The sequence below is a fragment of the Gordonia sp. NPDC003376 genome, from assembly GCF_053589235.1.
Genome location: NZ_JBSFRM010000021.1, coordinates 29,864 through 54,362 on the forward strand (window position 1 = coordinate 29,864; position 24,499 = coordinate 54,362).

The 24,499-nt window shown below is 68.2% G+C and carries 19 protein-coding genes and 1 pseudogene; 10 read left to right on the top strand and 10 right to left on the bottom strand.

All coding sequences use genetic code 11. The annotated features are described in order from the left end of the window. From ACWDUA_RS19005 to ACWDUA_RS19015, 3 genes and pseudogenes are all read left to right on the top strand, one after another. Window positions 1-180: pseudogene (locus ACWDUA_RS19005) on the top strand (hypothetical protein); the annotation flags it as partial. Then, window positions 177-1,781, top strand: a complete 1,605-nt coding sequence (locus ACWDUA_RS19010; protein ID WP_449752563.1) for a peptide chain release factor 3 — start codon at window positions 177-179, stop codon at window positions 1,779-1,781. The pseudogene ACWDUA_RS19005 and the gene ACWDUA_RS19010, both read left to right, overlap by 4 nt. A 6-nt stretch (window positions 1,782-1,787) precedes the next feature. Then, complete coding sequence (locus tag ACWDUA_RS19015; RefSeq protein ID WP_449752564.1) at window positions 1,788-2,546, top strand: hypothetical protein; 759 nt, start codon at window positions 1,788-1,790, stop codon at window positions 2,544-2,546. A 21-nt stretch (window positions 2,547-2,567) separates the two neighbouring features. On the opposite strand, the gene ACWDUA_RS19020 is transcribed toward ACWDUA_RS19015, so the two are convergent. Beyond that, window positions 2,568-3,575 carry an enoyl-CoA hydratase/isomerase family protein gene (locus ACWDUA_RS19020; RefSeq protein ID WP_449752565.1) on the bottom strand — a complete coding sequence of 336 codons (1,008 nt, stop codon included), beginning with the start codon at window positions 3,573-3,575 and terminating at the stop codon, window positions 2,568-2,570. A 182-nt stretch (window positions 3,576-3,757) separates the two neighbouring features. Here ACWDUA_RS19020 and ACWDUA_RS19025 point away from each other — a divergent pair, with 182 nt between their 5' ends. Continuing rightward, window positions 3,758-5,359 carry an ABC-F family ATP-binding cassette domain-containing protein gene (locus ACWDUA_RS19025; RefSeq protein ID WP_449752566.1) on the top strand — a complete coding sequence of 534 codons (1,602 nt, stop codon included), beginning with the start codon at window positions 3,758-3,760 and terminating at the stop codon, window positions 5,357-5,359. A 64-nt stretch (window positions 5,360-5,423) separates the two neighbouring features. Beyond that, window positions 5,424-6,215: an alpha/beta fold hydrolase gene (locus ACWDUA_RS19030; protein ID WP_449752567.1), complete on the top strand. Its 792-nt coding sequence runs from the start codon at window positions 5,424-5,426 to the stop codon at window positions 6,213-6,215. Window positions 6,216-6,896: 681 nt separating this feature from the next. On the opposite strand, the gene ACWDUA_RS19035 is transcribed toward ACWDUA_RS19030, so the two are convergent. From ACWDUA_RS19035 to ACWDUA_RS19065, 7 genes are all read right to left on the bottom strand, one after another. Further along, window positions 6,897-8,693, bottom strand: coding sequence for an ABC-F family ATP-binding cassette domain-containing protein (locus ACWDUA_RS19035; RefSeq protein ID WP_449752568.1), 1,797 nt, complete (start codon window positions 8,691-8,693; stop codon window positions 6,897-6,899). Window positions 8,694-8,856: 163 nt separating this feature from the next. Continuing rightward, window positions 8,857-9,978 (bottom strand): lipase family protein, encoded by a 1,122-nt coding sequence (locus ACWDUA_RS19040; protein ID WP_449752622.1) that lies wholly within the window; start codon window positions 9,976-9,978, stop codon window positions 8,857-8,859. A gap of 105 nt (window positions 9,979-10,083) precedes the next feature. Then, window positions 10,084-11,043, bottom strand: coding sequence for a 4-(cytidine 5'-diphospho)-2-C-methyl-D-erythritol kinase (locus tag ACWDUA_RS19045; RefSeq protein ID WP_449752569.1), 960 nt, complete (start codon window positions 11,041-11,043; stop codon window positions 10,084-10,086). A 117-nt stretch (window positions 11,044-11,160) separates the two neighbouring features. Continuing rightward, window positions 11,161-12,075, bottom strand: a complete 915-nt coding sequence (gene rsmA / locus ACWDUA_RS19050; RefSeq protein ID WP_449752570.1) for a 16S rRNA (adenine(1518)-N(6)/adenine(1519)-N(6))-dimethyltransferase RsmA — start codon at window positions 12,073-12,075, stop codon at window positions 11,161-11,163. Beyond that, on the bottom strand, window positions 12,039-13,169 hold the full coding sequence (locus ACWDUA_RS19055) for a transglycosylase family protein (protein ID WP_449752571.1): 1,131 nt from the start codon (window positions 13,167-13,169) through the stop codon (window positions 12,039-12,041). The genes rsmA and ACWDUA_RS19055 overlap by 37 nt, the downstream gene beginning before the upstream one ends. 76 nt (window positions 13,170-13,245) lie before the next feature. Next, window positions 13,246-14,112 carry a TatD family hydrolase gene (locus tag ACWDUA_RS19060; protein ID WP_449752623.1) on the bottom strand — a complete coding sequence of 289 codons (867 nt, stop codon included), beginning with the start codon at window positions 14,110-14,112 and terminating at the stop codon, window positions 13,246-13,248. A gap of 73 nt (window positions 14,113-14,185) precedes the next feature. Continuing rightward, on the bottom strand, window positions 14,186-15,043 hold the full coding sequence (locus ACWDUA_RS19065) for a PhzF family phenazine biosynthesis protein (RefSeq protein ID WP_449752572.1): 858 nt from the start codon (window positions 15,041-15,043) through the stop codon (window positions 14,186-14,188). A gap of 136 nt (window positions 15,044-15,179) precedes the next feature. Between ACWDUA_RS19065 and ACWDUA_RS19070 the strand changes: the two genes are divergently transcribed. Further along, window positions 15,180-15,890 carry an HAD family hydrolase gene (locus ACWDUA_RS19070; RefSeq protein ID WP_449752573.1) on the top strand — a complete coding sequence of 237 codons (711 nt, stop codon included), beginning with the start codon at window positions 15,180-15,182 and terminating at the stop codon, window positions 15,888-15,890. Further along, window positions 15,887-18,238 carry a glycoside hydrolase family 65 protein gene (locus tag ACWDUA_RS19075; protein ID WP_449752574.1) on the top strand — a complete coding sequence of 784 codons (2,352 nt, stop codon included), beginning with the start codon at window positions 15,887-15,889 and terminating at the stop codon, window positions 18,236-18,238. The genes ACWDUA_RS19070 and ACWDUA_RS19075 overlap by 4 nt, the downstream gene beginning before the upstream one ends. Before the next feature lie 80 nt (window positions 18,239-18,318). Here the strand turns inward: ACWDUA_RS19075 and ACWDUA_RS19080 are convergent, their stop codons facing one another. Next, on the bottom strand, window positions 18,319-19,434 hold the full coding sequence (locus ACWDUA_RS19080) for an alpha/beta hydrolase (protein ID WP_449752575.1): 1,116 nt from the start codon (window positions 19,432-19,434) through the stop codon (window positions 18,319-18,321). Window positions 19,435-19,495: 61 nt separating this feature from the next. Then, the gene (locus ACWDUA_RS19085) at window positions 19,496-20,611 is read right to left on the bottom strand and encodes an alpha/beta hydrolase (protein WP_449752576.1); all 1,116 of its coding nucleotides are present in this window, start codon (window positions 20,609-20,611) and stop codon (window positions 19,496-19,498) included. Between the two features lie 39 nt (window positions 20,612-20,650). Between ACWDUA_RS19085 and metG the strand changes: the two genes are divergently transcribed. Genes metG through ACWDUA_RS19100 form a run of 3 tightly spaced genes read left to right on the top strand, consistent with a single transcriptional unit; the run spans window position 20,651 to window position 24,172 of the window. Then, the gene (gene metG, locus ACWDUA_RS19090) at window positions 20,651-22,222 is read left to right on the top strand and encodes a methionine--tRNA ligase (RefSeq protein WP_449752577.1); all 1,572 of its coding nucleotides are present in this window, start codon (window positions 20,651-20,653) and stop codon (window positions 22,220-22,222) included. A gap of 22 nt (window positions 22,223-22,244) precedes the next feature. Then, window positions 22,245-23,438 carry an aminodeoxychorismate synthase component I gene (locus ACWDUA_RS19095; RefSeq protein ID WP_449752578.1) on the top strand — a complete coding sequence of 398 codons (1,194 nt, stop codon included), beginning with the start codon at window positions 22,245-22,247 and terminating at the stop codon, window positions 23,436-23,438. Then, a complete protein-coding gene (locus ACWDUA_RS19100; RefSeq protein ID WP_449752579.1) occupies window positions 23,438-24,172 on the top strand; it encodes an SGNH/GDSL hydrolase family protein in 735 nt (244 codons plus the stop codon). The genes ACWDUA_RS19095 and ACWDUA_RS19100 overlap by 1 nt, the downstream gene beginning before the upstream one ends. Window positions 24,173-24,499: the final 327 nt, after the last annotated feature.

Here is a 24,499-nt window from a genome sequence, read left to right on the forward strand (position 1 = left end):
ACCGTGAAGGTGGTCGGCACCACGATCGGCACCGGTGCAGCGATCTTCGCACTGGTCATCGCCGCGACCTTCGGGATCTCACGCATCGTGGAGCCTGGCTCGGATTCCGAGCCAGGACGCAACCACTCCCCGGGGGACGGTTTGGGCGCTGCGACCTCGACCGATAGCCTCGATGGGTGAGTTCTGTTGCCGATGAGGTCAAGCGCCGACGTACCTTCGCGATCATCTCCCACCCCGACGCGGGCAAGTCGACGATGACCGAGGCCCTGGCGCTGCACGCCCGCATGATCAGCGAGGCGGGCGCCATCCACGGCAAGGCCGGCCGCAAGTCCACCGTCTCCGACTGGATGGAGATGGAGAAGGCCCGCGGTATCTCGGTGAGTTCCACCGCGCTGCAGTTCAACTACACCCCGGCCGGCTCGTCCGACGAGGACGAGCCCGCGGTGATCAACCTGGTCGACACCCCCGGCCACGCCGACTTCTCCGAGGACACCTACCGGGTGCTCACCGCCGTCGACGCCGCGGTGATGCTGATCGACGCCGCCAAGGGCCTCGAGCCGCAGACCCTCAAGCTGTTCCAGGTGTGTCGCCACCGCGGCATCCCGGTGATCACCGTCATCAACAAGTGGGACCGACCAGGACAGACCCCGCTGGAGCTGATCGACGAGATCAGCGAACGCATCGGGCTGACCCCCACCCCGCTGTACTTCCCGGTGGGCATCGCCGGCGACTTCCGCGGTCTGCTCGACCGTCGCACCGGTGAGTACATCCACTTCACCCGCACCGCCGGTGGCGCCAAGATCGCCCCCGAGGAGATCATGGACGCCGACGCCGCAGCCGACCGTGAGGGCGACGAGTGGGTGGCGGCCAGCGAGGAGAGCGCACTGCTCACCGAGATGGGCCAGGACCACGATCAGGAACTGTTCCTGGCCGGCGAGACCTCGCCGATGATCTTCGCCTCGGCGATGCTCAACTTCGGTGTGCGTCAGCTCCTCGAGGCCCTCGTCGAGCTCGCCCCGGCCCCGGCCGGTCGCGCCGACCTCGACGGCACCGTCCGCCAACCCACCGATCCGTTCAGCGCGGTGGTGTTCAAGGTGCAGGCCGGAATGGATGCCAGCCACCGAGATCGATTGGCGTACATGCGGATCGTGTCCGGTGAGTTCGAGCGCGGCATGGTGGTCACGCACGCGCAGACCGGAAAGCCGTTCGCCACCAAGTACGCCCAGGCCGTGTTCGGCCGCGACCGTTCCACCGTCGACACCGCCTACCCGGGCGATGTGGTGGGTCTGGTCAACGCCACCGCACTGGCGCCGGGCGACACCCTCTTCAACGACCCCAAGGTACAGTTCCCGCCGATCCCATCGTTTGCGCCCGAACACTTCTCGTCGTTGCGGGCCACCACCGCCGACAAGTACAAGCAGTTCCGGAAGGGCATGGATCAGCTCGACAGCGAGGGTGTGGTGCAGGTGCTGCGCAACGACCTGCGTGGCGACGCCTCACCGGTGCTGGCGGCGGTCGGACCGATGCAGTTCGAGGTGGTCACCGCGCGGCTGAAGTCGGAGTTCAACGTGGACACCGTGATCGATCCGCTCGGCTACACCCTGGCACGCCGCACCGACGCCGAGAGTGCCGACGAGCTGAACCGGCAGCGCGGGGTCGAGGTGTTCACCCGCACCGACGGTGCCCTGCTCGCCCTGTTCAGCGACAAGTGGCGGCTGCAGTACATCGAGAAGGAGCACCCCGACCTGACGCTCCAGCCGCTGGTCGCCACCGCGGACTGAGACATCATGCGCGTCCGCCGTTCTCGGTCGGCCTTCGCCACCACAGGTGTCGTGCTGGCGGGTGCCCTGCTCACCGCGTGCGCCGGTTCCGACGGCCCGTCGCCGGTGTCGTCCGCGGCGTCGTCGACGCAGGCCGCCTCGGTGCGCCTCGACCCGAAACGCTGCGCGCAGACCCCGCAGGCAAGCCGGATCGACCGCAGTGCCACCGGCCTTCGATTCACGCACGGCCGCATGCTGATCGCGATCGCACCGGCCACCGGCACCGCCGCCACGTCCGAGACCTCCTGCTACGAGTTCGGCAAGTCCGGAAACCCCACCCCCGAGGTTCCGCCGGATACGTTGCTGTTCACCTTCGCCGGCCCCGGAACCGATGGGGCACAAGTGGAATTCCTGGTCGGTGACCTCACCGGCGGGGTCCTGCCGCCGATCGGCGACGTCCGCCCCACCGTCGGACCGCTGACCGGGGTGATCACCGCACAGGTCGGCGTATCGGTGGGCGGCGTCTACCGGACGTCGTCCACCTGCCGCCTCTCGCTCACGGCGGTCACCGGCGAGCGGATGGCCGGCCACGTCGACTGCCCGACCGCGGTCACCGCGCAGGCCAACCCGTTCGCTCCCGGCGAGGAGATCACCGACGACGAGGACGCGTCGGGCGTCCCGGACGCGCTCCCCACGTCGACTCCCCCGACATCGGCGGTTCCACAGGCGCCGACGATGTCGGAGCAACCGACCCACCTGTCCGGCTGGTTCGACCTGACGCCGTGACGCCTCGGATGCGGTGCTGCCTCAGGCGCCGACGATCCGTGTCACATCGGCGGCGTCGACGTCGTCGACCGATGCCGGCGAGAAGGAGGGGTTGCGATCCTTGTCGACCAGCACGGCACGCACACCTTCCACGAAATCCGTTGTGAGGGTGATCTTCTCGGCGGCGTGAAGTTCGCGTTCCAGGCAGTCGTCGAGCATCGACGACTCGCCGAGCTCGAGCATCCGGGCGGTCACCGCCAGGCTCGTCGGAGAAGCCGCGGCCAACAGGTCGAGCATCTGCGCCGCCCAGTCGTCGCCGACAGCGCCCCGCAGTCCGCCGATGATCGCGGCGACGTTGGTGTCGGCGAAGTACTCCCCGATCTTGTCCAAGGGCAACGGTTCGTGCGGATCACGTTCGGCGGGTTCCGGTGCGAGCACCTCACCGAGCGGCGCCCCGGTCCGAATCCGATCGGCGACCGCGCCGATCCGCGCCGACGGAACGAAGTGCGTGGCCAGCCCCACCGACAGTGCTTGCGCACCGAGAACGCGAGAACCTGTGAGTCCCAACCACATTCCCACACCACTGGGCAACCGAGGGAGGAAGTAGGTGGAGCCGACGTCGGGCAGGAAGCCGATCGCGGTCTCGGGCATCGCGATCATCGCCTTCTCGCTGACCACCCGGATCTCGCCGTGGACGCTGATCCCGAGTCCGCCGCCCATCGCCGGACCGTCGATCAGCGCGACATAGGCCTTGGGATAAGTGGCGATGAGCTGGTTCAGCCGGTACTCGTGGGCGAAGTAGCGGGTGATCGCCTCGGTGTCGCCGGCCAGCACGGCGTCCCGGATGGCCCGGATGTCACCGCCGGCACAAAAGGCGCGCTCACTCGCCGAGGTGACCAGGACCGTTTCCACAGCATCGTCATCACCCCACTCCCCGAGGATCTCGTACATGTCGTCGACCATCGACTGGTCGAGCGCGTTGAGGGCTTTCGGGCGATCGAGGATGACCTCTCCCACCCCGTTGGCGACGGAGGTGCGGATGAACGACATGGCGTTCACGCTATCGCGTCGCAGACCGATTTCCTTGACAGGGCGCCGGGATCACGCGCTATGGTGGTCCACGTTCTTGTCGTCGACCAGAGGAGTGATCCGCAGAATATGAACATCTGAGGTCGGTTTCACGCAGCGCCGCGAGCTTCGCCGCGCTTTGCCCACCACCTCAGGAGCCTCCCATGGCATCACATTCTGCGCACGACGTCTCCTCCTCCATCATCTTCTCGGACGTGTCCTTCTCGTGGCCGGACGGTGCGGTGGTCTTCGACGGACTCTCCTTTGTCGTCCCGTCCGGTGTGTGTTCGCTGGTCGGCGTCAACGGCGCCGGAAAGAGCACACTGCTGCACCTGATCGCCGGAACTCTGCGCCCGACCCGCGGCAGCGTCTCGGTACCGGACCGCACCGCGCTGGTCCCGCAGCATCCCGATGCTGATCCACACGCCACGATCAGCGACGTCCTCGGCATCAGCGGAACCCGAATGGCGTTGCGCCGCATAGAGAACGGGTCGGTCGACGAGGCAGACTTCGACCTGGTCGGCGACGACTGGGACGTCGAGGAACGGGCTGTCGCCGAGCTGTCGGCGTTGGGGCTGGCCACCGATCTCGATCGCACGGTGGGAACGCTCTCCGGTGGCGAGTCGACGATGCTGGCCATCGCTGCCCGGCTCGTGCATCATCCCGACGTCCTGTTGCTCGACGAGCCGACCAACAACCTCGACGAACTGTCGCGGGACCGGTTGTTCGCGATGATCGACCGGTTCGCGGGCACCGTCGTGCTGGTCAGCCACGACCTCGAACTCCTCGAACGCGTCGAGACGACACTCGAGCTCTACCACGGTCGTGTCCGGCAGTTCGGTGGCACGTACTCGGTGTATCGGTCGATGATCGATGCCGAGCAGGCTGCTGCCGCCGAGGCGCTCGCCAACGCCGCCAACGATCTTCGTCGGCAGAAGCGCGAGATGGTCGACGCCCAGATCGCTCTGGACCGGCGGGCACGGACCGCCGCCCGCGCCGAGCGGGAGAAGCGGGTGCCCAAGATCGTCGCGGGACTCCGCCGCAACGCCGCCGAGGTGTCGGCGGGCAAGTTCCGGACCGCACATCGTGCCGACGTCGAGGCGGCCGCCGACCGTCTCACCTCGGCCCGGGATGGAATCCGCGCCGATGACACCACACGCATCACGATGCCCGATCCCGAGATGGGTACGCGCATCCAGGTGATCGACGACGAACGACTGTATGTCGACGGGCCGGAGCGGATCGCGTTGGTCGGTCGCAACGGGGCGGGCAAGACCACCCTGATCCGGGAGCTGATCGCATCCGGGCATATTCGGGTCCCCTATGCGCTGGTGCCCCAGCGGATCACGTTCGCGGATCCCGCACGCACGATCGCACAGCACCTGATGGCCGAGCATCCCGACCGCACGCCCGCGCAGGTGCGATCACACCTGGCCCGCTTCCTGTTCCGCGGCAGGGCTGGTGACCGGCCGCTGGCCGAGTTGTCCGGCGGCGAGCGCCTGCGGGTCGCGTTGGCGTCGGCGTTGCTGGCAGATCCGGTCCCCAGACTCCTCGTCCTGGACGAGCCCACCAACAACCTCGACATCACCACCACCGAAGAACTCGTCGACGCCCTGCAGAAGTGGACCGGTGCGCTGATCCTGGTCAGCCACGACGCCGGATTCCGGGCGAAGGTGGGGATCGATCGCGAGGTCCGGGTCGGCGTTCCCGACGATGACGACGCCGAGGACGGCGGGGCGGATGGCGGCGGCGTGAACACCCCGTGAGGGGAGGTGAACACTGCGTGCGGGGCCTGTACCGCATGCGCGGGCTCCGGCAGACTGACCGGCGATGATCTGCGACGACTCCGACATCACCCTCGTACCCGCGCCCACGGGCGCTCCTTCCCCGGTGCCCGACGACACCACTCCCGTGGTGCTCATCCACGGACTGCGGGTCAGTGGGGCATCGATGCGCGGGATCGCCGCGGCAATCGACGGTCGGGAGGTCCGGACCCCCGACCTCCCCGGCCATGGGCAACGTTTCGCCGAGAAGTTCAGCATGGACGATGCGGTGCAGACCGTCCTCGACGCCGCCGACGAGTTCGGCAGACCCGTTGCCCTGGCAGGGATCTCCCTCGGCGGCTATGTCACCATGGCGGCCGCGGGCCGTCATCCCGACCGCATCGCGGGTCTGGTGGTGATGGGTTCCACCGCGCAGCCGAGCCGAATACTCGCCGCACCGTTCCGGCTGTTCGGCTTCTTCACCGGCATGTTGCCGGGTGGATCCGCGGTGATCAGCAAGGTACTCACGCGACTCGCCGTCGGCCGCCGGGTCGCCGAGGACATGGAGGCCGGCGGCCTCTCCCTGCACTCGATCGCCGACGTCGTCGACGAGGTCGCCCGGTTCGACGCATTGGAGGAACTGTCCCACTACGGCGGCCCGACGCTGCTGGCCAACGGTGCGTGGGACCAATTCCGCGTGCACGAAAAGCGTTTCGCCGCGGTGTCTCCGCACACCGAGGTACGGGTGATCCCGCGTGCCACACACCTGTATCCGCTGATCCAGCCCGACGTCACCGGTGCGATGATCGGCGACTTCGCGTCACGCCTCGATCAGGTGCGCCGCTCCGACGCCGGTTGAATTGAACCGCCGAGGTTTCGAGAACCGGCCGGCCCCACCCCAACGCTGGTTGATCCGACGACGAGCAACCACCCCGAAGTGGTTGCGAACAAACCCATCTCACCAGGTTTCGACAACCGGCCAGCCTCGCCACCGCGAGGATGACCTGCTCAACCACCGAAGCAAAAGCGCGGCGCCCTACCCGAACGGTGGTTGAGCCGACGACGAGCGACCACCAACAAGACCACCAGGCTTCGACAACCGGCCGGCCTCGCCACCGCGAGGATGACCTGCTCAACCACCGAAGCAAGAGCGCGGCGCCCTACCCGAACGGTGGTTGAGCCGACGACGAGCGCAGCGAGGAGTCGAGTCGAAACCTCCGCCGGCCGACGACGACGAGCGACCACCAACAGGACCACCAGGCTTCGACAACCAGCCGGCCTCGCCACCGCGAGGATGACCTGCTCAACCACCACATCCACAAGCGCGGCGCCCTACCCGAACGGTGGTTGAGCCGACGACGAGCGCAGCGAGGAGTCGAGTCGAAACCTCCGCCGGCCGACGACGACGAGCAACCACCCCGAAGTGGTTGCGAACAAACCCATCTCACCAGGCTTCGACAACCGGCCGGCCTCGCTTACGTGACGAAAACCCGGTCAACCACCAACAGAGCCACCAGGTCTCAGGGGACTGACAATCACCTCAGCCGAGCTGTTCGGACAATTCGAGCCAGCGTTCTTCGGTCTCGGTGACCTCGTCCTCGAGCTCACGCAGCCGGGTGGTGTGCTTCGCCAGGCCCTCGTAGTCGCCCTGATCGTGGCCGGCCATCTCGTTGTGCACCTTCTCGATCGTGGTGCCGAGCTTCTCCAGGCGACGCTCGAGTGCGGACAGTTCCTTCTGCGCCGCACGCAGTTCCGCCCCCGACAGCCCTTCCGACTCACCCGCTGCCGATGGCGACGCGCTCGAGCTGGTCGGATTCTCGTGTGCCGCAACATGTGCCGCACGCAAGGCCAGGTACTCGTCGACGCCGCCGGGCACGTGCCGCAGCCTGCCGTCGAGGACCGCGTACTGCTGGTCGGTGACCCGCTCGAGCAGGTACCGGTCGTGCGAGACGACGATCAGGGTACCCGGCCACGAATCGAGCAGGTCTTCCATCGCGGCGAGCATGTCGGAGTCGACGTCGTTGGTCGGCTCGTCCAGCACGATCAGGTTCGGTTCGCTCAGCAACAGGAGCAGGAGCTGCAGGCGCCGCTTCTGGCCGCCCGACAGGTCGTCGACGCGCGCCGAGAGGTGTTCGCGCGCAAAGCCGAGACGTTCGAGCAGCTGTGCCGGTGTGTGGTCCTTGCCGTCGATGGTGAAGGTGGTCTTGGTCTCGGCCAGCACCTCGCGCACCCGATCATCACCGATGTCGGCCAGCTGGGAGAACTGCTGGTCCAGCATGCCGATCCGAACGGTCTTGCCGCGCTTGACCTTTCCGCTGGTCGGCTCCACCGTGCCGCAGATCAGGCCGAGGAGTGTCGACTTGCCGGCCCCGTTGGCGCCGAGGATGCCGGTGCGCTCGCCGGGCCCGATCCGCCAGGTGATCTCCCGCAGCACCTCACGCTCGCCGAAGCGGACCCCGACCTCCTCGAGGTCGACGACCTGCTTGCCGAGCCGGGCGACGGCCAGGCGCTGCAATTCGATCGGATTGCGGACCGGCGGGACGTCGGCGATCAGCTGGTTGGCGGCCTCGATTCGGAACTTCGGTTTGGACGTGCGGGCCGGCGCGCCGCGACGCAACCAGGCCAGCTCCTTGCGCATCAGGTTCTGGCGCTTGGACTCCATGGCCGCGGCGATGCGATCACGCTCGACGCGCTGCAGCACATAGGCGGCGTAACCGCCTTCGAACGGTTCGACGATCCCGTCGTGCACCTCCCACGTCTCGGTGCACACCTCGTCGAGGAACCACCGGTCGTGGGTGATCACCAGCAGTCCGCCGGAGTTCTTGGCCCAGCGACGTTTCACGTGGTCGGCCAGCCAGGCGATGCCCTCCACGTCCAGGTGGTTGGTGGGCTCGTCGAGCGCGATCAGATCCCACTCCCCGACCAGCAGTGCCGCCAGCGCCACCCGTCGGCGCTGACCACCGCTGAGTCCGCCGAGCCGCGCACCCCACGGGATGTCGGCGACCAATCCGCCGATCACGTCCCGGATATCGGGGTCGCCCGCCCATTCGTGCTCGGGGCGGTCACCGACGATCTCGTGGCCGACCGTCGACTCCGGATCGAACTCGTCGCCCTGGGCGAGCACACCGAATCGCACGCCGCCGCGGCGGGTGACGCGTCCGGCCTGCGGCTCGATCCGACCCGCGAGCATGCCCAGCAGGCTCGACTTGCCGTCACCGTTGCGGCCGACGATGCCGATCCGGTCACCCTCCTCGATGCCGAGGGTGAGTGAGTCGAACACGACCTTGGTGGGGAACTCCAGGTGCAATCCCTCCGCACCGAGCAGCGGCGTTGCCATCAGCGGACCTCCCCCGTGGTCGACGGGTCGATCAGCACCGATGAGCAGGCAGAAAGCACTGGTAGACGATACCAACGACGCGTCACCGGCCACTGGACGGGCCCGAACCGTCCCGATCGCCGCCACCGCGTATCCCGATTCGGCGTGTCCCGAACCGGCACCATCAGTCGCGGCCGAACGCCGACGACACCGACCCGATCACCTCGCCGAGTGCCTTGGTCACGACGTCGGTGTGGTCGGCCCGCACATGCGTGTGCAGGTCGACGTTCGTCCCGGCCGAACGCATCGACCGGACCAGCGATGCGGTGAGGGTGTACGGGACGACCGGGTCGAGCATGCCGTGATCGATCCGGATCGGCGCCGGATAGCCGTTGGCCGGCACGCCCATGTAGTCGGTGAGTGCCGCGGTGAACTCCGGGGTGCGCAGCGACGAGTCGAGCAGGGCACCTGGGGCGACCGACCGCATCGCCTCCGACACCTCCCCGTTGCAGGCCGAGCGGGCCAGATCGAGATACCGCTTGCCGTCGGCGGTGAGATGGTCGGTCACGTGCAGGTCGGGTCGCGCATGGTCGAGACCGGCCAGGATGTAGAGGAACAGGGCGCTGACCACGTTCAGTGTGCCCAGGCTCGGCACGTCCGGGGTGAACACACCGGCCATCAGCCGTTCGACGCCGGAGGCCGGGGCGAAGGCGACGATCTCCCGCAACCGCAGTTCCGGCGCGTACGACGGCGCCTCGTGTCCGGCGAACAGCGCGGCGTGCCCGCCCTGCGAATGCCCCACCGACACCCAGTCGGCACTCAACGACGCGTCCCGGGCCCGGGCCGCGCGGATCAGGTCGATCACCGAGTGCGCCGCAGCCCTGCCGCCGAGATACTCGGTCTCCCCGGCCGATCCGAGACCGGCGTAGTCGGTGGCGGTGACCGCATACCCCGACTTCAGTGCGTCGCGGATCGGGGCGTCGACGCCGTCGCCCGTGCGGGTGCGGCTGGGTGCGCACTGGTCGGCGATCCCGGTGGTGCCGTGCGCCCAGGAGAAGATGCGGCGACCCCCGGTGGGCACGGGCGTCGACGGGATGTAGACGACGCCGGTGGAGATGGCCGGGCGGCCGTTCTGGTCCCGGGTCACATAGGTCAGCCGGGTGCCCGAGGCGGCACCGGACGGGAGATCGGCCGCGGTGATCGCCTCGGTGGACAGCACACGCCCTGCATCCGGGGCAGCCGAGGCCGGTGCGGTGGTGACGACGCCTGCGCCGGCGAACACGGCAACCGCCCCGACCGTCGACACGATCCGGCGCAGCGGTCGCGGAGACGACGACGGGCCGGTTCGGGTTCGGGTTCGGGTGGCAGGATGCACCCGATCGAGCTTAGCGAGAAGTCGGCGCGACCGGGGTCACGCCTCCGGCGGCTTGCGGGTGGCACCGGGCACCGGACCGGCGGCGGTGCGCACCGATCGGGCCACCCCGGCCCCCGACAGTTCGGCGGCCACGGCCACCGCGTCCTCGGCCCCCGAGCACAGGAATGCGCACGTCGGCCCCGATCCCGAGACGATGCCCCCCAGCGCGCCGGCGTCGATGCCGGCCCGGAGGGTGCGCCGCAACGCCGGTTGCAGACTCAGCGCAGCCGGCTGCAGATCGTTGTGCAGCAGCGGGGCGATCTGTTCCGGCCGTCCACCGGCGAGTGCCTGCACGAGCTCGTCCGGGCGGGGGTTGGCACCGGAGTACTCGTCGGCCCGGTTCTCCCGCAGCCGGTCGAGCTCGGCGAAAACCTTTGGTGTCGAGAGACCTTCGCGTGCCAACGCGAGAACCCAGTGCAGCTCACCGCGGGCGAGCACCGGCATCAACTGCTCACCGCGACCGGTGCCGAGTGCGGTTCCGCCCTGCACCGAGAAGGGGACGTCGCTGCCCAGGCCGGCCGCGAGCTCGAGGATCTCGGCGCGGGAGATGTCGAGTCTCCACAGGGTGGCCAGCGCCACGAGAGCGCCTGCGGCGTCGGCGCTGCCGCCGGCCATCCCTCCGGCGACGGGAATGCGTTTGACGATGTCGATACTCACCCGGGGATCGCGTCCGACATGGTCGCCGAGGGCCCGGGCCGCGCGCACCGCGAGGTTGTTCTCGTCGAGCGGGACCGATTCGGTGTCGGCGCCGCGACCGCCCGACCGCGACATGGTGACGTTCATCGCCGCCGACCGGGCGACGGTGACGTCGTCGTAGAGCGACAACGCCTGGAAGATGGTGACGAGGTCGTGGTAGCCGTCGTCGCGCAGCGGACCGACGCCGAGATGCAGATTGATCTTGGCCGGGACGCGCACCGTGACGGCACCCGAGATCACCGACAGGGATGCGGGAGACACGCGGTCAAGGATAGTGAATGCCCGCCGGCTCGTTCACCGAGACGTGTCGGAGTCGCGGTCCGGTGCGCCGACGGGCGTCGCCGACACCCGTTTCGCCGACACCTGCTTCCACGATGGTCAGGCGGGCTCCACGGCCGCCAGACGCACGAAGTCGTCGACGTCGAGCTTCTCGCCGCGGATCTGCGGGTCGATACCCGCGGCACGCAGGCGCCGCTCGGCCTCCACCGGCGATCCGGCCCAGCCGGCCAGCGCCGAGCGCATCGTCTTGCGGCGCTGCGCGAATGCCGCGTCGATCACCGCGAACACCTGCGCGCGCACGGCGGGGTCGGCCGAGTGCGCGTCGGTGCGCTGCACCCGCACCAGCCCGGACTCCACCTTGGGTTCGGGCCAGAAGACGTTGCGGCCCACCGCACCCGCACGGCCGACATCACCGAAGTAGCGGGCCTTGACGCTGGGCACGCCGTAGACACGGCTGCCGGGGGGCGCGGCGAGGCGGTCGGCCACCTCTGCCTGCACCATCACAAGAGCCGTTGTGATCGAAGGACATTCGGCGAGCAGATGCAGCAGCACCGGTACCGCGACGTTGTAGGGAAGGTTCGCCACGAGGGCCGTCGGGGGGTATGGCAGATCGGCGGCACGCACGCTCATCGCATCGGCGGTGATCACCGACAACGACGAGGCGCGGCTCGGCGCCTGCTCGGCGACCGTGACCGGCAGACGGGTGGCCAGGACCGGATCGATCTCCACGGCGACGACACGCGGGACGGTGCCCAGCAGCGCCAGGGTCAACGATCCGAGGCCGGGGCCGACCTCGAGGACGGTGTCGTCGGCGCCCACCCCGGAGGCGGCGACGATACGGCGCACCGTGTTGGCGTCATGGACGAAGTTCTGCCCCAGGGTCTTGGTGGGCCGGACACCGAGCTCGTCGGCGAGGCGTCGGATCTGGGCCGGGCCGAGCAACCGGACTTCGGTGCCGGAGGGCGTGTCGTCGGTGCTCAGCGCAGGCCCAGCCTGGACGAGCAGGACGGCCACGCACCCCAGCCCTGTGCCGCCTGGGTCTTGGAGGCGACGGCGATCTGTTCCTCACGGGTGGCCAGGTCGGCGCGGGGTGCGTACTCGAGGCCACCCCAGCGCTCCCAGGTGTTCTGGTCGAACTGCACGCCGCCGTAGAAACCGTTGCCGGAGTTGATCGCCCAGTTGCCGGTGGCCTCGCACTGTGCCAGGGCGTCCCACACCGAACCGAGCGGCACGAACGGGGCACCGGGCTTGGTGCCCACCTTGACCGTCGCCGCGACCGGCTCGGTCAGCACCTGCTGCCCCCGCTTCTCGCGCTTGACGATCTTGCCGTTGACGGTGGTCACCTCGTAGGTGACGTTGGCGCGGCCGGGCGTGCCCTTCTTGACCACCACACGGCGGTCCTTGATCAGGGTCGGGTCGTCCTGGGTGACGTCGGGCGCGCTGATGTCCTCTTCGACGGTGGTCTCCGAGGTCCGGATGCGGGTGACGTCGAGGGTCATGTCGTCGCGGATCCTGGTGTCGGCGGCCGGGGTCACCTCGTCGGCCGCGGTCAGCGGCGCACCGAGACGCTCGAAGACCTCGGCCACGGTCTCGGCGGGGACCGACTTCACCGACTTCACCCCGCCGTCGACGATGGTCAGCTTCTTCGGGAGGGTCACGTCGACGACCGCCCCGTCGACCGGGATCGGTCCGGCGGCGTTGAAGTTCGGGTCGTCGGCGGCCTGGTCGAGCCCCTGCTGCGCGAGCAACTGGGCCACGTTGACCGCGGTGGTCTGGACCGTACGTTTCTGCCCCTCGATGTCGAGGGTGACGGTCTTCTGCCGGTGGAAGGTGATGGTCTGGCCGTCGGCGAACCCGGAGTCGAGGGACGGCGAGACGACGTCACCGGCGGTGGCGTCATAACCCTGCGACACCAGGAGCGAGTCGACATCCATCGACATCGTGGCGACCTGGATCTTCTGGCCGTCGACGTCGAGGGTGACGTTCTTGTGCATCGTCACGCCCATCACACCGCCCGCGGCAACAGTGACGAGCACGGCCCCGATGGCCACGCGCGCACGCATCGATTCGAGCTGGTGGATTCTGGCGATGACAGACAAGAGCAACATCCTGGTCGACGACATGGTCCCCCGCGCCGCGACAGAATCCGGCGCCGGATCACAGTACGATAACGAGCCGGGATGATTACTGCAAAGGTGCCTGATAGGCGCGTCGCGCATTGGCGCCGAGGATGCCGGCCATCGTCTCGTCGTCTGTTCCGCGGATCGCGGCGAGCGCGCGGGCCGTGTACGGCAGGCAATACGACTGATTCGGCTGGCCACGGTAGGGATGCGGGGTCAGGAACGGCGCATCGGTCTCCACCAGGATCTGCTCGTCGGGGACGAGGTGAGCCGCCTCACGAAGTTCTGCGGCATTGGCGAAGCTCACAGTCCCGGCGAAGCTCAGCAGGTAACCGCGATCGACGCATTCGCGTGCAACATTTCGGTCACCGGAGAAGCAATGCATGATCACGATGTCGGGTGACCCCTCGGCCGCCAGGATGTCGAGCAGATCCCGATCGGCCTCACGATTGTGGATCATCAGCGGCTTGCCGGTCCGCTTGGCGAGGTCGATGTGCCAGACGAAGGCGTCCTTCTGGACCGCGGGGGATGCCGCCGACTCCGACTTGCCCGGCCAGTAGTAGTCCAGACCCGTCTCGCCCACTGCCACGACCCGCGGGTCGGCCACCATCTCCTCCAGTTCGGCACGGGCCGCGTCGTCGAGATCACCGGCATGCGTCGGATGCAGGGCGACCGCCGCGAACGCGCGCTCGTCCCAGTGCGCAGCCCGCACCGCCCAGCGGGCATCGATCATGTCGTCGGCGACGGTGACCACCGCCTCCACCCCCACCGACTGTGCATGGTCGAGGATGGCGCGGACCGACTCGGCGTCCCGGCCACCGCAGGCGGCGAGGTGGGTGTGCGCATCCACCAGGCCGGGCAGCGGTGTCGGATCCGGTGGCGGCTCCCGCCGTCGCCGCTTCTTGGCCTCCTTGGCCGACTCGGCCTTCATCGAGCCCGACTGCTGCTGCGAACCCGACTGCTGAACGGAATCGGGCAGGGAGGAATCGGACATGCGTCCAACTCTAGAGAGCGACGGTCCCGTCGATCACGGTGACACTGCGTCCGCCCACCCAGATGTGATCCCCGTCATCGTCGACGAAGACCCGCCCGGCGCGGCCGAGCGCCGTTCCCTGGGACACCACATAACCCCGTGGCAGCACACCGTCGCCGCGCAGCCACACCGCCAACCCGGCGTTGAGGCTGCCGGTCACCGGGTCCTCGGGCACCGCCACACCCGGCGCGAATGCCCGCACCTCGAAATCCGCACCGGGTTCGGGCCGGTCGCCGGGGTCATACGCGCCGATCAGCCCCACGTCACGGAGTCCGAGGGCCGCGTAGTCGGGGCGCACGTCGAGGACACGCCGGGCGGAGTCGAGCCGCAGCCCCATCCACGGCGGCCCGTTGTCCACCCAGGCGGCGCCCAGGACGTGGTCGGCGTCGAGGCCGAGGGCATCGCGCACCCGTGTGAGCTCGTCCTCGGCGATCGGACCCGACCGCCGCAGCCCGGGGGCGGCGAACGCCAGGCGGTCGGCGTCGCGACGGATCTCGACCAGCCCGATCCCACACTCCTGCACGATCACCTCGCCGCGCGGCACCCCGCCGGCCGCCAGCCAGGCATGCGCCGACCCGAGTGTCGGATGGCCGGCGAAGGGCAACTCCCCGTCGGTGCCGACGGGGGTCGGGGTGAAGATGCGCAGGCGATAGTCGGCGGACGGATCGGTGGGCGGCAACACGAAGGTGGTCTCCGACAGATTGGTCCAGCGCGCGAACGCCGCCATCTGTGTGTCGGTCAGACCCTCGGCGTCGAGGACGACGGCGACCGGGTTGCCGGTGACCGGACCGGAGACGAACACATCCACCTGGGCGAAGCGACGAGACATGGTCCCATCCTTGAACATTCACCGACCTGCAGTCCAGCCGATATCGCCATCGGCCCGTCGCCGACACGCCACCGCACGGACACGGTTACGTCGCATAGCGAGCCGAGCACGCCACCGGCGGGTAGCGTTGCGAACCGTGTTGGGATTGCCAGATACCGTCACCGTCGCACTGTTCGACCTCGACGGTGTTCTCACCAGTACCGCGGTGCTGCATCAGCAGGCGTGGAAGGCCGCATTCGACGCCTTTCTGCAGCAACGCGACGGAGACGACTTCGTCCCGTTCACCGAACAGGACTACCTCGACTACGTCGACGGCCGCCCCCGCGACGACGGCATCGCGGCCTTCCTCGCCGCACGCGGGATCACCGACGTCGACCCGGCCGCCGCCGCGGCGATCGGCTCCGGCAAGAACGAGTTGTTCCTGGAAAGCCTGGAAAGCGGTGGGGTCATGCCCTATCCGGGATCGGTCCGCTACCTGGAGGCCGCGCGCGACGCCGGGCTGCGGATCGCTGTGGTCACCTCGTCGAAGAACGGCAAGGCCGTCCTCGACGCGGCCGGCCTGTCGAAGTTCGTGGAGGTGCGGGTCGACGGACTCGTCACCGCCGAACGGGGGCTGCGCGGCAAACCCGCCCCCGACTCGTATCTTCTCGGCGCGGAGCTGATGGGTGTGCCACCCTCGGCGGCCGCGGTGTTCGAGGATGCGATCTCCGGAGTGCAGTCCGGCGCCGCCGGCCACTTCGGCTATGTCGTCGGCATCGACCGGGTCGGCGGCACACAGGCCGCGTCCATGACCGCGGCCGGTGCGTCCATCGTCGTCAACGATCTCGAGGAACTACTGCCCGTATGAGCAACACTGATCACGCCTTCGGCTTCGACGTCCACCCCTGGCAGCTGCGCTGGCGCGGACTCGACATCGACATGCTCGGACGCACCGAGACCCTCTTCGCGCTGTCGAACGGACACATCGGATTGCGCGGCAGCTTCGAGGAGGGCGAGCCGGTCGATCATCCCGGCACGTATCTGAACGGCTTCTACGAGCAGCGCGGGCTGCCGTATGCCGAAAGTGGCTACGGCTATCCGGAATCCGGGCAGACCGTGGTCAACGTCACCGATGGCAAGATCATCCGGTTGCTCGTCGAGGACGAGCCGATGGATCTCCGGTACGGGCGCACCGAAGAGCACGAGCGCGTGCTCGACTTCCGCACCGGTACGCTGCGCCGCAACACCCTGTGGACCTCCCCCACCGGCCGGACCGTGCGGATCAAGTCCGAGCGCCTGGTCTCGTTCACCAAACGGACGATCGCCGCCATCCACTATGAGGTGGAGCCGGTCGGCGAGGACATGAAGCTGGTGCTGCAGTCGGATCTGCTGGCCAACGAACCGATCCCGATCCCGGGCAACGATCCGCGTCTGGCCGCGGCTCTCGACGCGCCGCTGGTGTCCGACCTCGCGACCTGCCGCAACTACTGGGGAATCCTGGTGCACCACACCAAGGCGTCCGGTCTGCACATGGCCGCGGGCATGGACCATCAGATCGACTTCCCGGATCGCGCGGACACGTTCATCCGCGCCGACGGCGATCTCGCGCGCCTGACGGTGGCCGCCAACGTTCCGCAGGGCAGTCGGCTGAGCCTGACCAAGTACATCGGTTACGGCTGGTCGGCACGACGCTCGGTACCCGCCCTGCGGGCGCAGGTCGACGCCGCGCTGGCGATGGCGATGGAGACCGGCTGGGAGTCGCTGAAAGCCGACCAGGTGGCCTATCTCGAGGACTTCTGGCGTGACGCCGACGTCGAGATCGACGGCGATCCCGAACTGCAGCAAGCGATTCGGTTCGCGCTCTACCACGTGCTCCAGGCCGGTGCCCGCGGCCAGTCGCGTGCGATCCCGGCCAAGGGTCTCACCGGGCCCGGCTATGACGGCCACACCTTCTGGGACACCGAGAGTTTCATTCTGCCGATGCTCACCTACACGGTGCCCGCCGCGGCCGGCGAGGAACTGCGATGGCGGCACGCCACCATGGACAAGGCCAAGTCCCGGGCCGCCGAACTCGCCCAGCGCGGTGCGATGTTCCCGTGGCGGTCGATCAACGGTGACGAGTGTTCGGGCTACTGGCCCGCCGGGACCGCCGGCGTGCACGTCAGCGCCGACATCGCCAACGCCACCGGACGGTACCTGCGTGCCACCGGTGACGAACAGTTCGAGGAAGAGTGCGGCGTCGAGTTGCTCGTGGAGACCGCGCGGCTGTTCGCCGGGATGGGTCACCACGACGCCGACGGCAACTTCCGGATCGACGGCATCACCGGCCCCGACGAGTACACGGCCGTGGTGAACAACAACATCTTCACCAATCTCGCTGCCCAGCAGAACTTCCGGGATGCGATCACCGCGGTGCACCGGCGACCCGACCTGGCACACAAGCTCGGGGTCACCAATGCCGAGACCGCACACTGGGAATCGTGTGCCGACGACATGGTGCTGCCCTACGACGATGCGCTCGGAGTGCACCAGCAGTGCGAGGCGTTCACCCACCTCGGGGTCTGGGACTTCGAGGCATCTCGCGGGAAATACCCTCTGCTGCTGAACTATCCGTACTTCGACCTGTACCGCAAACAAGTGGTCAAGCAAGCCGACCTGGTGTTCGCGATGTACATGTTCGGGGACCGCTTCACCCCCGAGCAGAAGCTGCGGAACTTCGACTACTACTACCCGATCACCGTGCGTGACTCGTCGCTGTCGGCGTGTTGTGAGGCCGTGACCGCGGCCGAGGTGGGCTATCTCGACCTTGCCTACGACCTGCTCGTCGAGTCGGTGTTCACCGATCTCCACGACCTGCACGACAACGTGACCAGTGGCCTGCACATCGCCGCGCTCGCCGGGGCATGGACCGACTGCGTGGCCGGGTTCGGCGGCATGCGCGACTTCGGCGGCAACATCACCTTCGCGCCGCGACTGCCGTCCCGGCTGGACTACCTGTCCTTCCGCATGGTGGTCCGCGACTCGAAGATCGTGGTGGCCGTGGACAAGTCGATGGCCACCTACCGGTTGTTGTCGGGGCCGCCGATCGACCTGGCACACCACGGCAAGCAGTTCACCCTCACCGAGGGCACCCCGGTCAGCCTGAGCATCCCCGAGATCGAACTGCGGGAACCGCCGAAGGCACCGCCCGGCTGCGAGCCGTACCGACGCGTCTGACCCGGTCCCGCCGGCGCGCGTCATTCACGCACCGGCGGGACCGCGGCGATCGGCGTGGCCCTGCGCGGGGGTCGCCCGACTCAGTGGGTGGGCGTGGCCTGCGGGTCGGGGGTGACGTGGCGGCCGGCGAGTTCGCCGAGTTTGCGCAACACCCGCTTGGACGACTCCGCCCACGGCATGAGGATCGGGAACACGTGGAACATGCCCTCCTCCTCCATCACCGACAGTGGCACACCGGCATCCCGGAGCACCTCGACAAAGCTGCGGATGCCGTCGCGGAACATCTCACGCTCGCCCCAGCAGACGAATGTCGGCGGGAACCACTCCGGGTCGGGGTGACCGTACAACGCCGACACCCTGTCGTCGTTGGGCTGCACACCCCGCAGGTACGGCGCCACCGGGATACTCCACGGCAGGATGTCGAAGGGGGCGTTGTCGACTACCGAATCGTGGTCGAGGTCGAGGTCGATCTCCGGTGAGAACAGCGCCAGCGCAGCCGGTTTGGGTAGATCGTGGTCACGCAGATAGGTGATCAGCGAGGTCGCGAGCCCACCGCCGCCGGAGTCTCCGGCGACGATCAGGTGGTCGGCGTCGATACCCCGGTCGAGGAGACCGCGATACACGTCGACGGCGTCGTGAAGCCCTGCGGGGAAAGGGAATTCGGGGGCCATCCGATAGTCTGGGATGAAGATCTCGGTCCCGGTCAGCCGCACCAGGGCCGCAGCGAAGGCCGAGTACATGATCGGCGAGGTACCGATGTAGCCGCCGCCGTGCAGATACAGCAGCGTGGCGTCGATCGCCTCCTTCGTCTCACCGTCGTCGACGTAGGAGTCGGAGCTGGCCTTCGCGCGGCACCAGAGCCCGCGCACCCCGGCGATCTCGTCGCCGGTGATCTCGACGCCTCCGGCGTTGCCGATCACCGGAGGCAGCACGACGTTGCAGATCCCGTCGAGGACCTTCTCCACCGAACGGAACTCCTCGATGGGCAGGCCCATCGAGTACCCCATGAACGACCGCACGGCCTGACGGGTGAACGACTGACCGAGATTGTCGAGCAGTCCTGCGGGCCCGCGCCAGGGTTGTTGGAACGGCACCCGGGCCAGTCCGTTGGTCACGTTCTGCACCAGCCCCCATACGGCCAAGGCCGCCACCGGTGTCGATGCTGTTTCCACTCCGTCACGATCGGCCATCACCATGGCGCTCAGCCTAGGGGTTCCGGACGAACCGGACCACATGGAGCATCGCCCACACCACGGCTCAGTGCGTGGCCGTGGCCTCCGGATCCGGGGTGACGTGCCGGTCGACGAAGGCGTCGAGTTCGCGGTACACCTCGTGTGAGCTCTCCGCCCACGGCATCAGGATCGGGAACACATGGAACATGCCCCGGCCCTCCACCGAGCACACCTCGACCTCGGCCTTCTCCAGGACGGCGACGTAGTCGCGGACGGGATCGCGGAACATCTCGGAACTGCCCCAGCAGACGAACGCCGGCGGAAACCACTCCGGGTCGGGCTCGGCGCGGGCCGCCGACACCCGCTCGTCGTCGGGCTGGATGCCGTGCAGGTAGGGGGTGACCGGCACGTTCCACGGCAGGATGTCGGTGGTGGCGTTCTCGGTGATCGACGGGTGGTCGAGATCCAGATCGACCTCCGGGGAGAACAGGGCCACCGCCGCGGGCCGGGGCAGACCCTCGGTCCGCAGATGGTTCACCACCTGCGTCGCCAGGCCGCCGCCACCGGAGTCACCGGCGATGACCAGGTGGTCGGCGTCCACACCGCGGTCGAGGAGCCCGCGATAGACGTCCGTCGCGTCGAGCACCCCGGCCGGGTAGGGAAACTCCGGCGCCATCCGGTAGTCGGCGATGAACACCTCGCATCCGGTACCGCTGACCAGCGACGCGGCGAACGCCGAGTACATCATCGGGGTGGTGCCGATGTAGCCGCCGCCGTGCAGATACAGGATGGTGCCCTTGATGGTCTTCTTGTCCTCGGCGTCGTCGACGTGCTCGTCGGCGCTGGCCCGGGCACGCAGCCACAGCCCGGGAACCCCGGCGATCTCGTCGGTGGTGACCTCGACGCCGTCGGTGAGACGGATGAACGGCGGGATCACCACCTGGCAGAGATCGTCGAGCACCTTCTCCATCGAGCGGAACTCCTCGATCGGCAGTCCCACGATGTAGCCCATGAACGAGCGAATCGCCTGGCGGGTGACCGATTGGCCGACGTTGTCGAGCAGTCCGCCCGGGCCGTTCCAGAACTTGCGGAAGGGGACTCGGGCCAATCCGTTGAGCATGTTGTCGGCCAGTCCGACCATCGTCAGCGCCGTCACGGGGGTCGAGGCGGTCTGGACTTCAGGTCGATCGGCCATCACCATGTGGCCAGCTTAAACGCGACACGTATTCTTGGCACCACTATGTCCTCTGATCTGACCAGCACCGACGCGGCCGCCTCGTACGGCGCCGGACGCCCGTACTACCTCACCACCGCGATCGCCTATCCCAACGGCGCACCGCACATCGGGCACGCCTACGAGTACATCTCGGCCGACGCTCTGGCGCGCTTCAAACGGCTCGACGGATTCGACCTCCGATTCCTCACCGGAACCGATGTCCACGGTCAGAAGATGCAGCAGACCGCGGAGAAGGAGGGCATCCCCACCGCCGAGCTCGCCCGCCGCAACTCCGACGCCTTCCAGGCCCTGCAGGATCGGCTCGGCTCGAGCTACGACCGCTTCATCCGCACCTCCGACACCGATCACAAGCGGGCCTCGGAGGCCATCTGGCAGCGGATGGGCGCCAACGGGGACATCTACCTCGACACCTACGCCGGCTGGTACGACGTGCGGGACGAGGCGTTCTACGCCGAGGCCGACACCACCGTCGACGACGACGGCAACCGCGTCGCCACCGATTCCGGGCACGTGTTGACCTGGACCGAGGAGCAGACCTACTTCTTCCGGCTGTCGGCGTACCAGGACAGGTTGCTCGACCTGTACGAGACCCATCCGGAGTTCATCGGTCCCGACACCCGCCGCAACGAGGTGATCAGCTTCGTGAAGGGCGGGCTCACCGATCTGTCGGTGTCGCGCACCACCTTCGACTGGGGTGTTCCGGTCCCCGACCATCCCGGGCACGTCATGTACGTGTGGGTGGACGCCCTGACGAACTACCTCACCGGTGTCGGCTTCCCCGACGATCAGGCCACCTATGACCGGTACTGGCCGGCGGATCTGCACATCATCGGCAAGGACATCATCCGGTTCCATTGCGTGTACTGGCCGGCGTTCCTGTTGAGCGCGGGGCTGCCGCTGCCGAAACGTGTGTTCGCACATGGCTTCTTGTTCAACAAGGGCGAGAAGATGAGCAAGTCGATCGGCAACGTCGTCGACCCGGACACCCTGATCGACGAGTACGGCCTCGATCCGGTGCGCTACTTCTTCCTGCGCGAGGTGTCCTACGGACAGGACGGGTCGTATTCCACCGACGCGATCGTCGCCCGGATCAACGCCGACCTCGCCAACGAGTTCGGCAACCTGGCCCAGCGCACCCTGTCGATGGTCGGCAAGTACTTCGACGGCGCGGTCCCGACGCCCGGCGAGTACACCGATGCCGACCGTGACCTGCTCTCTGCCGCAGACGGATTGCTGTCGGCGGTGCGGAACCACTTCGACGAGCAGGCCATCCACCTCGGGCTCGAGGCACTGTGGTCGGTGCTCGCCGACACCAACCGCTACATCTCGGCGCAGGAACCGTGGAAGCTGGCCAAGACCGACCTCGACCGCACCGGCACCGTCCTGTACGTGTGTGCCGAGGTGGTGCGCATCGTGGCGCTGCTCGCCCAACCGGTCCTTCCGACATCGTGCGGCACGCTGCTCGACCTGCTCGCCGTCGGCGAGCACCGGGATTTCACCGCGGTCACCGAGCGTCTGACGCCCGGGATCCAACTCCCCAAGCCCACACCGGTTTTCCCCCGCTACGAGGGATGATCACCCGTTCGGGACGGCATCGATGAGCGCCACCGCACTCGACCTGCTCCACGCCCTCGACGTCGAGTCGCGGCGTCTCGGGCTGCCCGGACCCGCAGCGCTGATCGGTGACTGGTGGGATGCCGACGCGGTGATCGCGCCGTCGATCGAGATCGTGCGCGACACCCCTCCCCCGGCGCACCCCGACCGATTCTGGTTGGGCTACCTGGGATTCGGCGGACCACGCGCCGGCGAAGGGCCGCTTCCGGAGTGTGCGGGCGGACTCACCGATCGCCTGCTGGTGCTCCGTGGCGGTAGCTGGGAACATGTGGCGCCGGCGGGTTCGCCGATGCCGGATTGGATCGAGCGATGTCTGGCCGACCCGTCTGCGGTGGCCGGTTCCGATACACCTCGCGATGCGTGGTCGGCCGAATGGGTTGCACCCCCTCGTGACCCTCACCTGGTTGCGATCGAGAACTGCCTGGAGGCGATCCGGGCCGGCGAGGTGTATCAGGCGTGTGTGTGCACCCGGTTCACCGGCACCGTGCGCGGCTCCTCCCTCGCCTTCTACACCGATCTGACCGCCGCCACCCGGCCGACCAAATCCGCTTTCCTCCAGGGCGATTGGGGAGCAGTGGCAAGCTTCTCGCCGGAGACCTTCCTCCGGCGCACGGGCAACATCGTGTCGTCGTCGCCGATCAAGGGAACCCTGCCGGCCGACGCCGACCCGACCGCGCTTGCCGCGTCCACCAAGGACATCGCCGAGAACGTGATGATCGTCGACCTGGTACGCAACGATCTCGGCCGTGTCGCGGTCACCGGGTCGGTCCGGGTGGTCGATCTGCTCACCGTCGTCCCCGCGCCGGGTGTGTGGCATCTGGTGTCGACGGTCGAGGCGATCGTCGATCCCACCGTGGACACCAGATGCCTGCTCGAGGCCACGTGGCCGCCGGCATCGGTGACGGGCACCCCGAAGCTGCGGGCGTGGGATCTCACCGCGCAGTGGGAGTCCGATGCGCGTGGGGTCTACTGCGGTGCAGTCGGCCTGGCCGGCCCCGACCATCTGCTCGACCTCAACGTCGCGATCCGCACCGTCGAGATCACGCCGTCGGGGACCGCCGAACTCGGTGTGGGCGGCGGGATCACGATCGATTCCATCCCCGAGCGGGAATGGCAGGAATGTCTGGACAAGGCCGCGAGCATCGTCGGCTTCGAGAGTTCGGTTGAGGTGATCTGATGCAGCGAATCGTTGCCCTCACCGGTGCCGCCACCTGGCGGACGCCGGTCGCATTGGTCCAGGGCCTTCGTGCCCGCAAGACCGTGGTGCGGCTACCGCAGGCAGTCGGCGATCACGACGTGATCGGTGACGACCGCGACGGCCGGGTCACCCGCCTGGTGGTGCTCGGCGACAGTCTCGCCGGTGGTGTGGGTGTCGATCACCATCGTGACACGCTGGCCGGCGGCGTCGCGCGGCGTCTCGCCGCCCGCGTCGACGGCCCGGTGGAATGGCATGTCTACGCGCAGACCGGATTCACCGCGCGCGAGGCGATCACCCTGATCGATCCGGAGGCGTTGTCGGCGGCCGACGTGGTCGTCGTGTCGGTCGGCGCGAACGACGCCAAGAACATGGTGCGCTCACAGCAGTGGCGCATCGACCTGACCACGCTGATGGACGCCGTCGTCGACGGCGCCGCCGACGCCGCGCAGATCGTGCTGCTGCCGGTTCCCATCCTCGACATGTGTCCGGCGCTGCCCGGCACCTTGGCTGCCGCCCTCGGTCGGCGCGCCGCACGGTTCGACGCGGTCGCCGACGAGGTGGCCGCCCGCAACGGCCGGATCCGCCGGTTCGATCGATTCATCCCACCCGGTGACGACTTGTTCGCCGCCGACGGCTTCCATCCATCGGAGTCGTTCCACGGCATCTACGCAGGCCTCATCGATTCCGTTCTGACAACCCCGATCACGCGCTGACACGGCCATGTGTTCCCATGCCACAACCCTGACCGAGGTGCGCGAACCCCGGAGGCGGTCACCACCTCGACTCAACCACCATGCGCCCGTCGGTGGATGAGCCGAGACCGAGCGAAGCGAGGACCCCCGAACGATGATTGAGCCGGGACCGAGCGAAGCGAGGACCCGAGTCGAAATCTCCGCAGCCCGCATCGGATGCGCAACCACCTCTGAGGTGGTCACGCCGACGAACCCGGCCAACAGAGGTTTCGACACGCCTCGTCGCTACGCTCCTCATCGACTCAACCACCAACGGGTGGTTGCTAATTGAGTGGGACAGTCCCGAAC

Excerpts from the sequence above, each read along its gene's own strand:
- ACWDUA_RS19015 (WP_449752564.1), top strand. The coding sequence starts at position 1,788 with ATGCGCGTCCGCCGTTCTCGGTCGGCCTTCGCCACCACAGGTGTCGTG.
- ACWDUA_RS19020 (WP_449752565.1), bottom strand. The coding sequence starts at position 3,575 with ATGTCGTTCATCCGCACCTCCGTCGCCAACGGGGTGGGAGAGGTCATC.
- ACWDUA_RS19025 (WP_449752566.1), top strand. The coding sequence starts at position 3,758 with ATGGCATCACATTCTGCGCACGACGTCTCCTCCTCCATCATCTTCTCG.
- ACWDUA_RS19030 (WP_449752567.1), top strand. The coding sequence starts at position 5,424 with ATGATCTGCGACGACTCCGACATCACCCTCGTACCCGCGCCCACGGGC.
- ACWDUA_RS19035 (WP_449752568.1), bottom strand. The coding sequence starts at position 8,693 with ATGGCAACGCCGCTGCTCGGTGCGGAGGGATTGCACCTGGAGTTCCCC.
- ACWDUA_RS19055 (WP_449752571.1), bottom strand. The coding sequence starts at position 13,169 with ATGTTGCTCTTGTCTGTCATCGCCAGAATCCACCAGCTCGAATCGATG.
- ACWDUA_RS19060 (WP_449752623.1), bottom strand. The coding sequence starts at position 14,112 with ATGAAGGCCGAGTCGGCCAAGGAGGCCAAGAAGCGGCGACGGCGGGAG.
- ACWDUA_RS19065 (WP_449752572.1), bottom strand. The coding sequence starts at position 15,043 with ATGTCTCGTCGCTTCGCCCAGGTGGATGTGTTCGTCTCCGGTCCGGTC.
- ACWDUA_RS19075 (WP_449752574.1), top strand. The coding sequence starts at position 15,887 with ATGAGCAACACTGATCACGCCTTCGGCTTCGACGTCCACCCCTGGCAG.
- ACWDUA_RS19080 (WP_449752575.1), bottom strand. The coding sequence starts at position 19,434 with ATGGTGATGGCCGATCGTGACGGAGTGGAAACAGCATCGACACCGGTG.
- ACWDUA_RS19085 (WP_449752576.1), bottom strand. The coding sequence starts at position 20,611 with ATGGTGATGGCCGATCGACCTGAAGTCCAGACCGCCTCGACCCCCGTG.
- metG (WP_449752577.1), top strand. The coding sequence starts at position 20,651 with ATGTCCTCTGATCTGACCAGCACCGACGCGGCCGCCTCGTACGGCGCC.
- ACWDUA_RS19095 (WP_449752578.1), top strand. The coding sequence starts at position 22,245 with ATGAGCGCCACCGCACTCGACCTGCTCCACGCCCTCGACGTCGAGTCG.
- ACWDUA_RS19100 (WP_449752579.1), top strand. The coding sequence starts at position 23,438 with ATGCAGCGAATCGTTGCCCTCACCGGTGCCGCCACCTGGCGGACGCCG.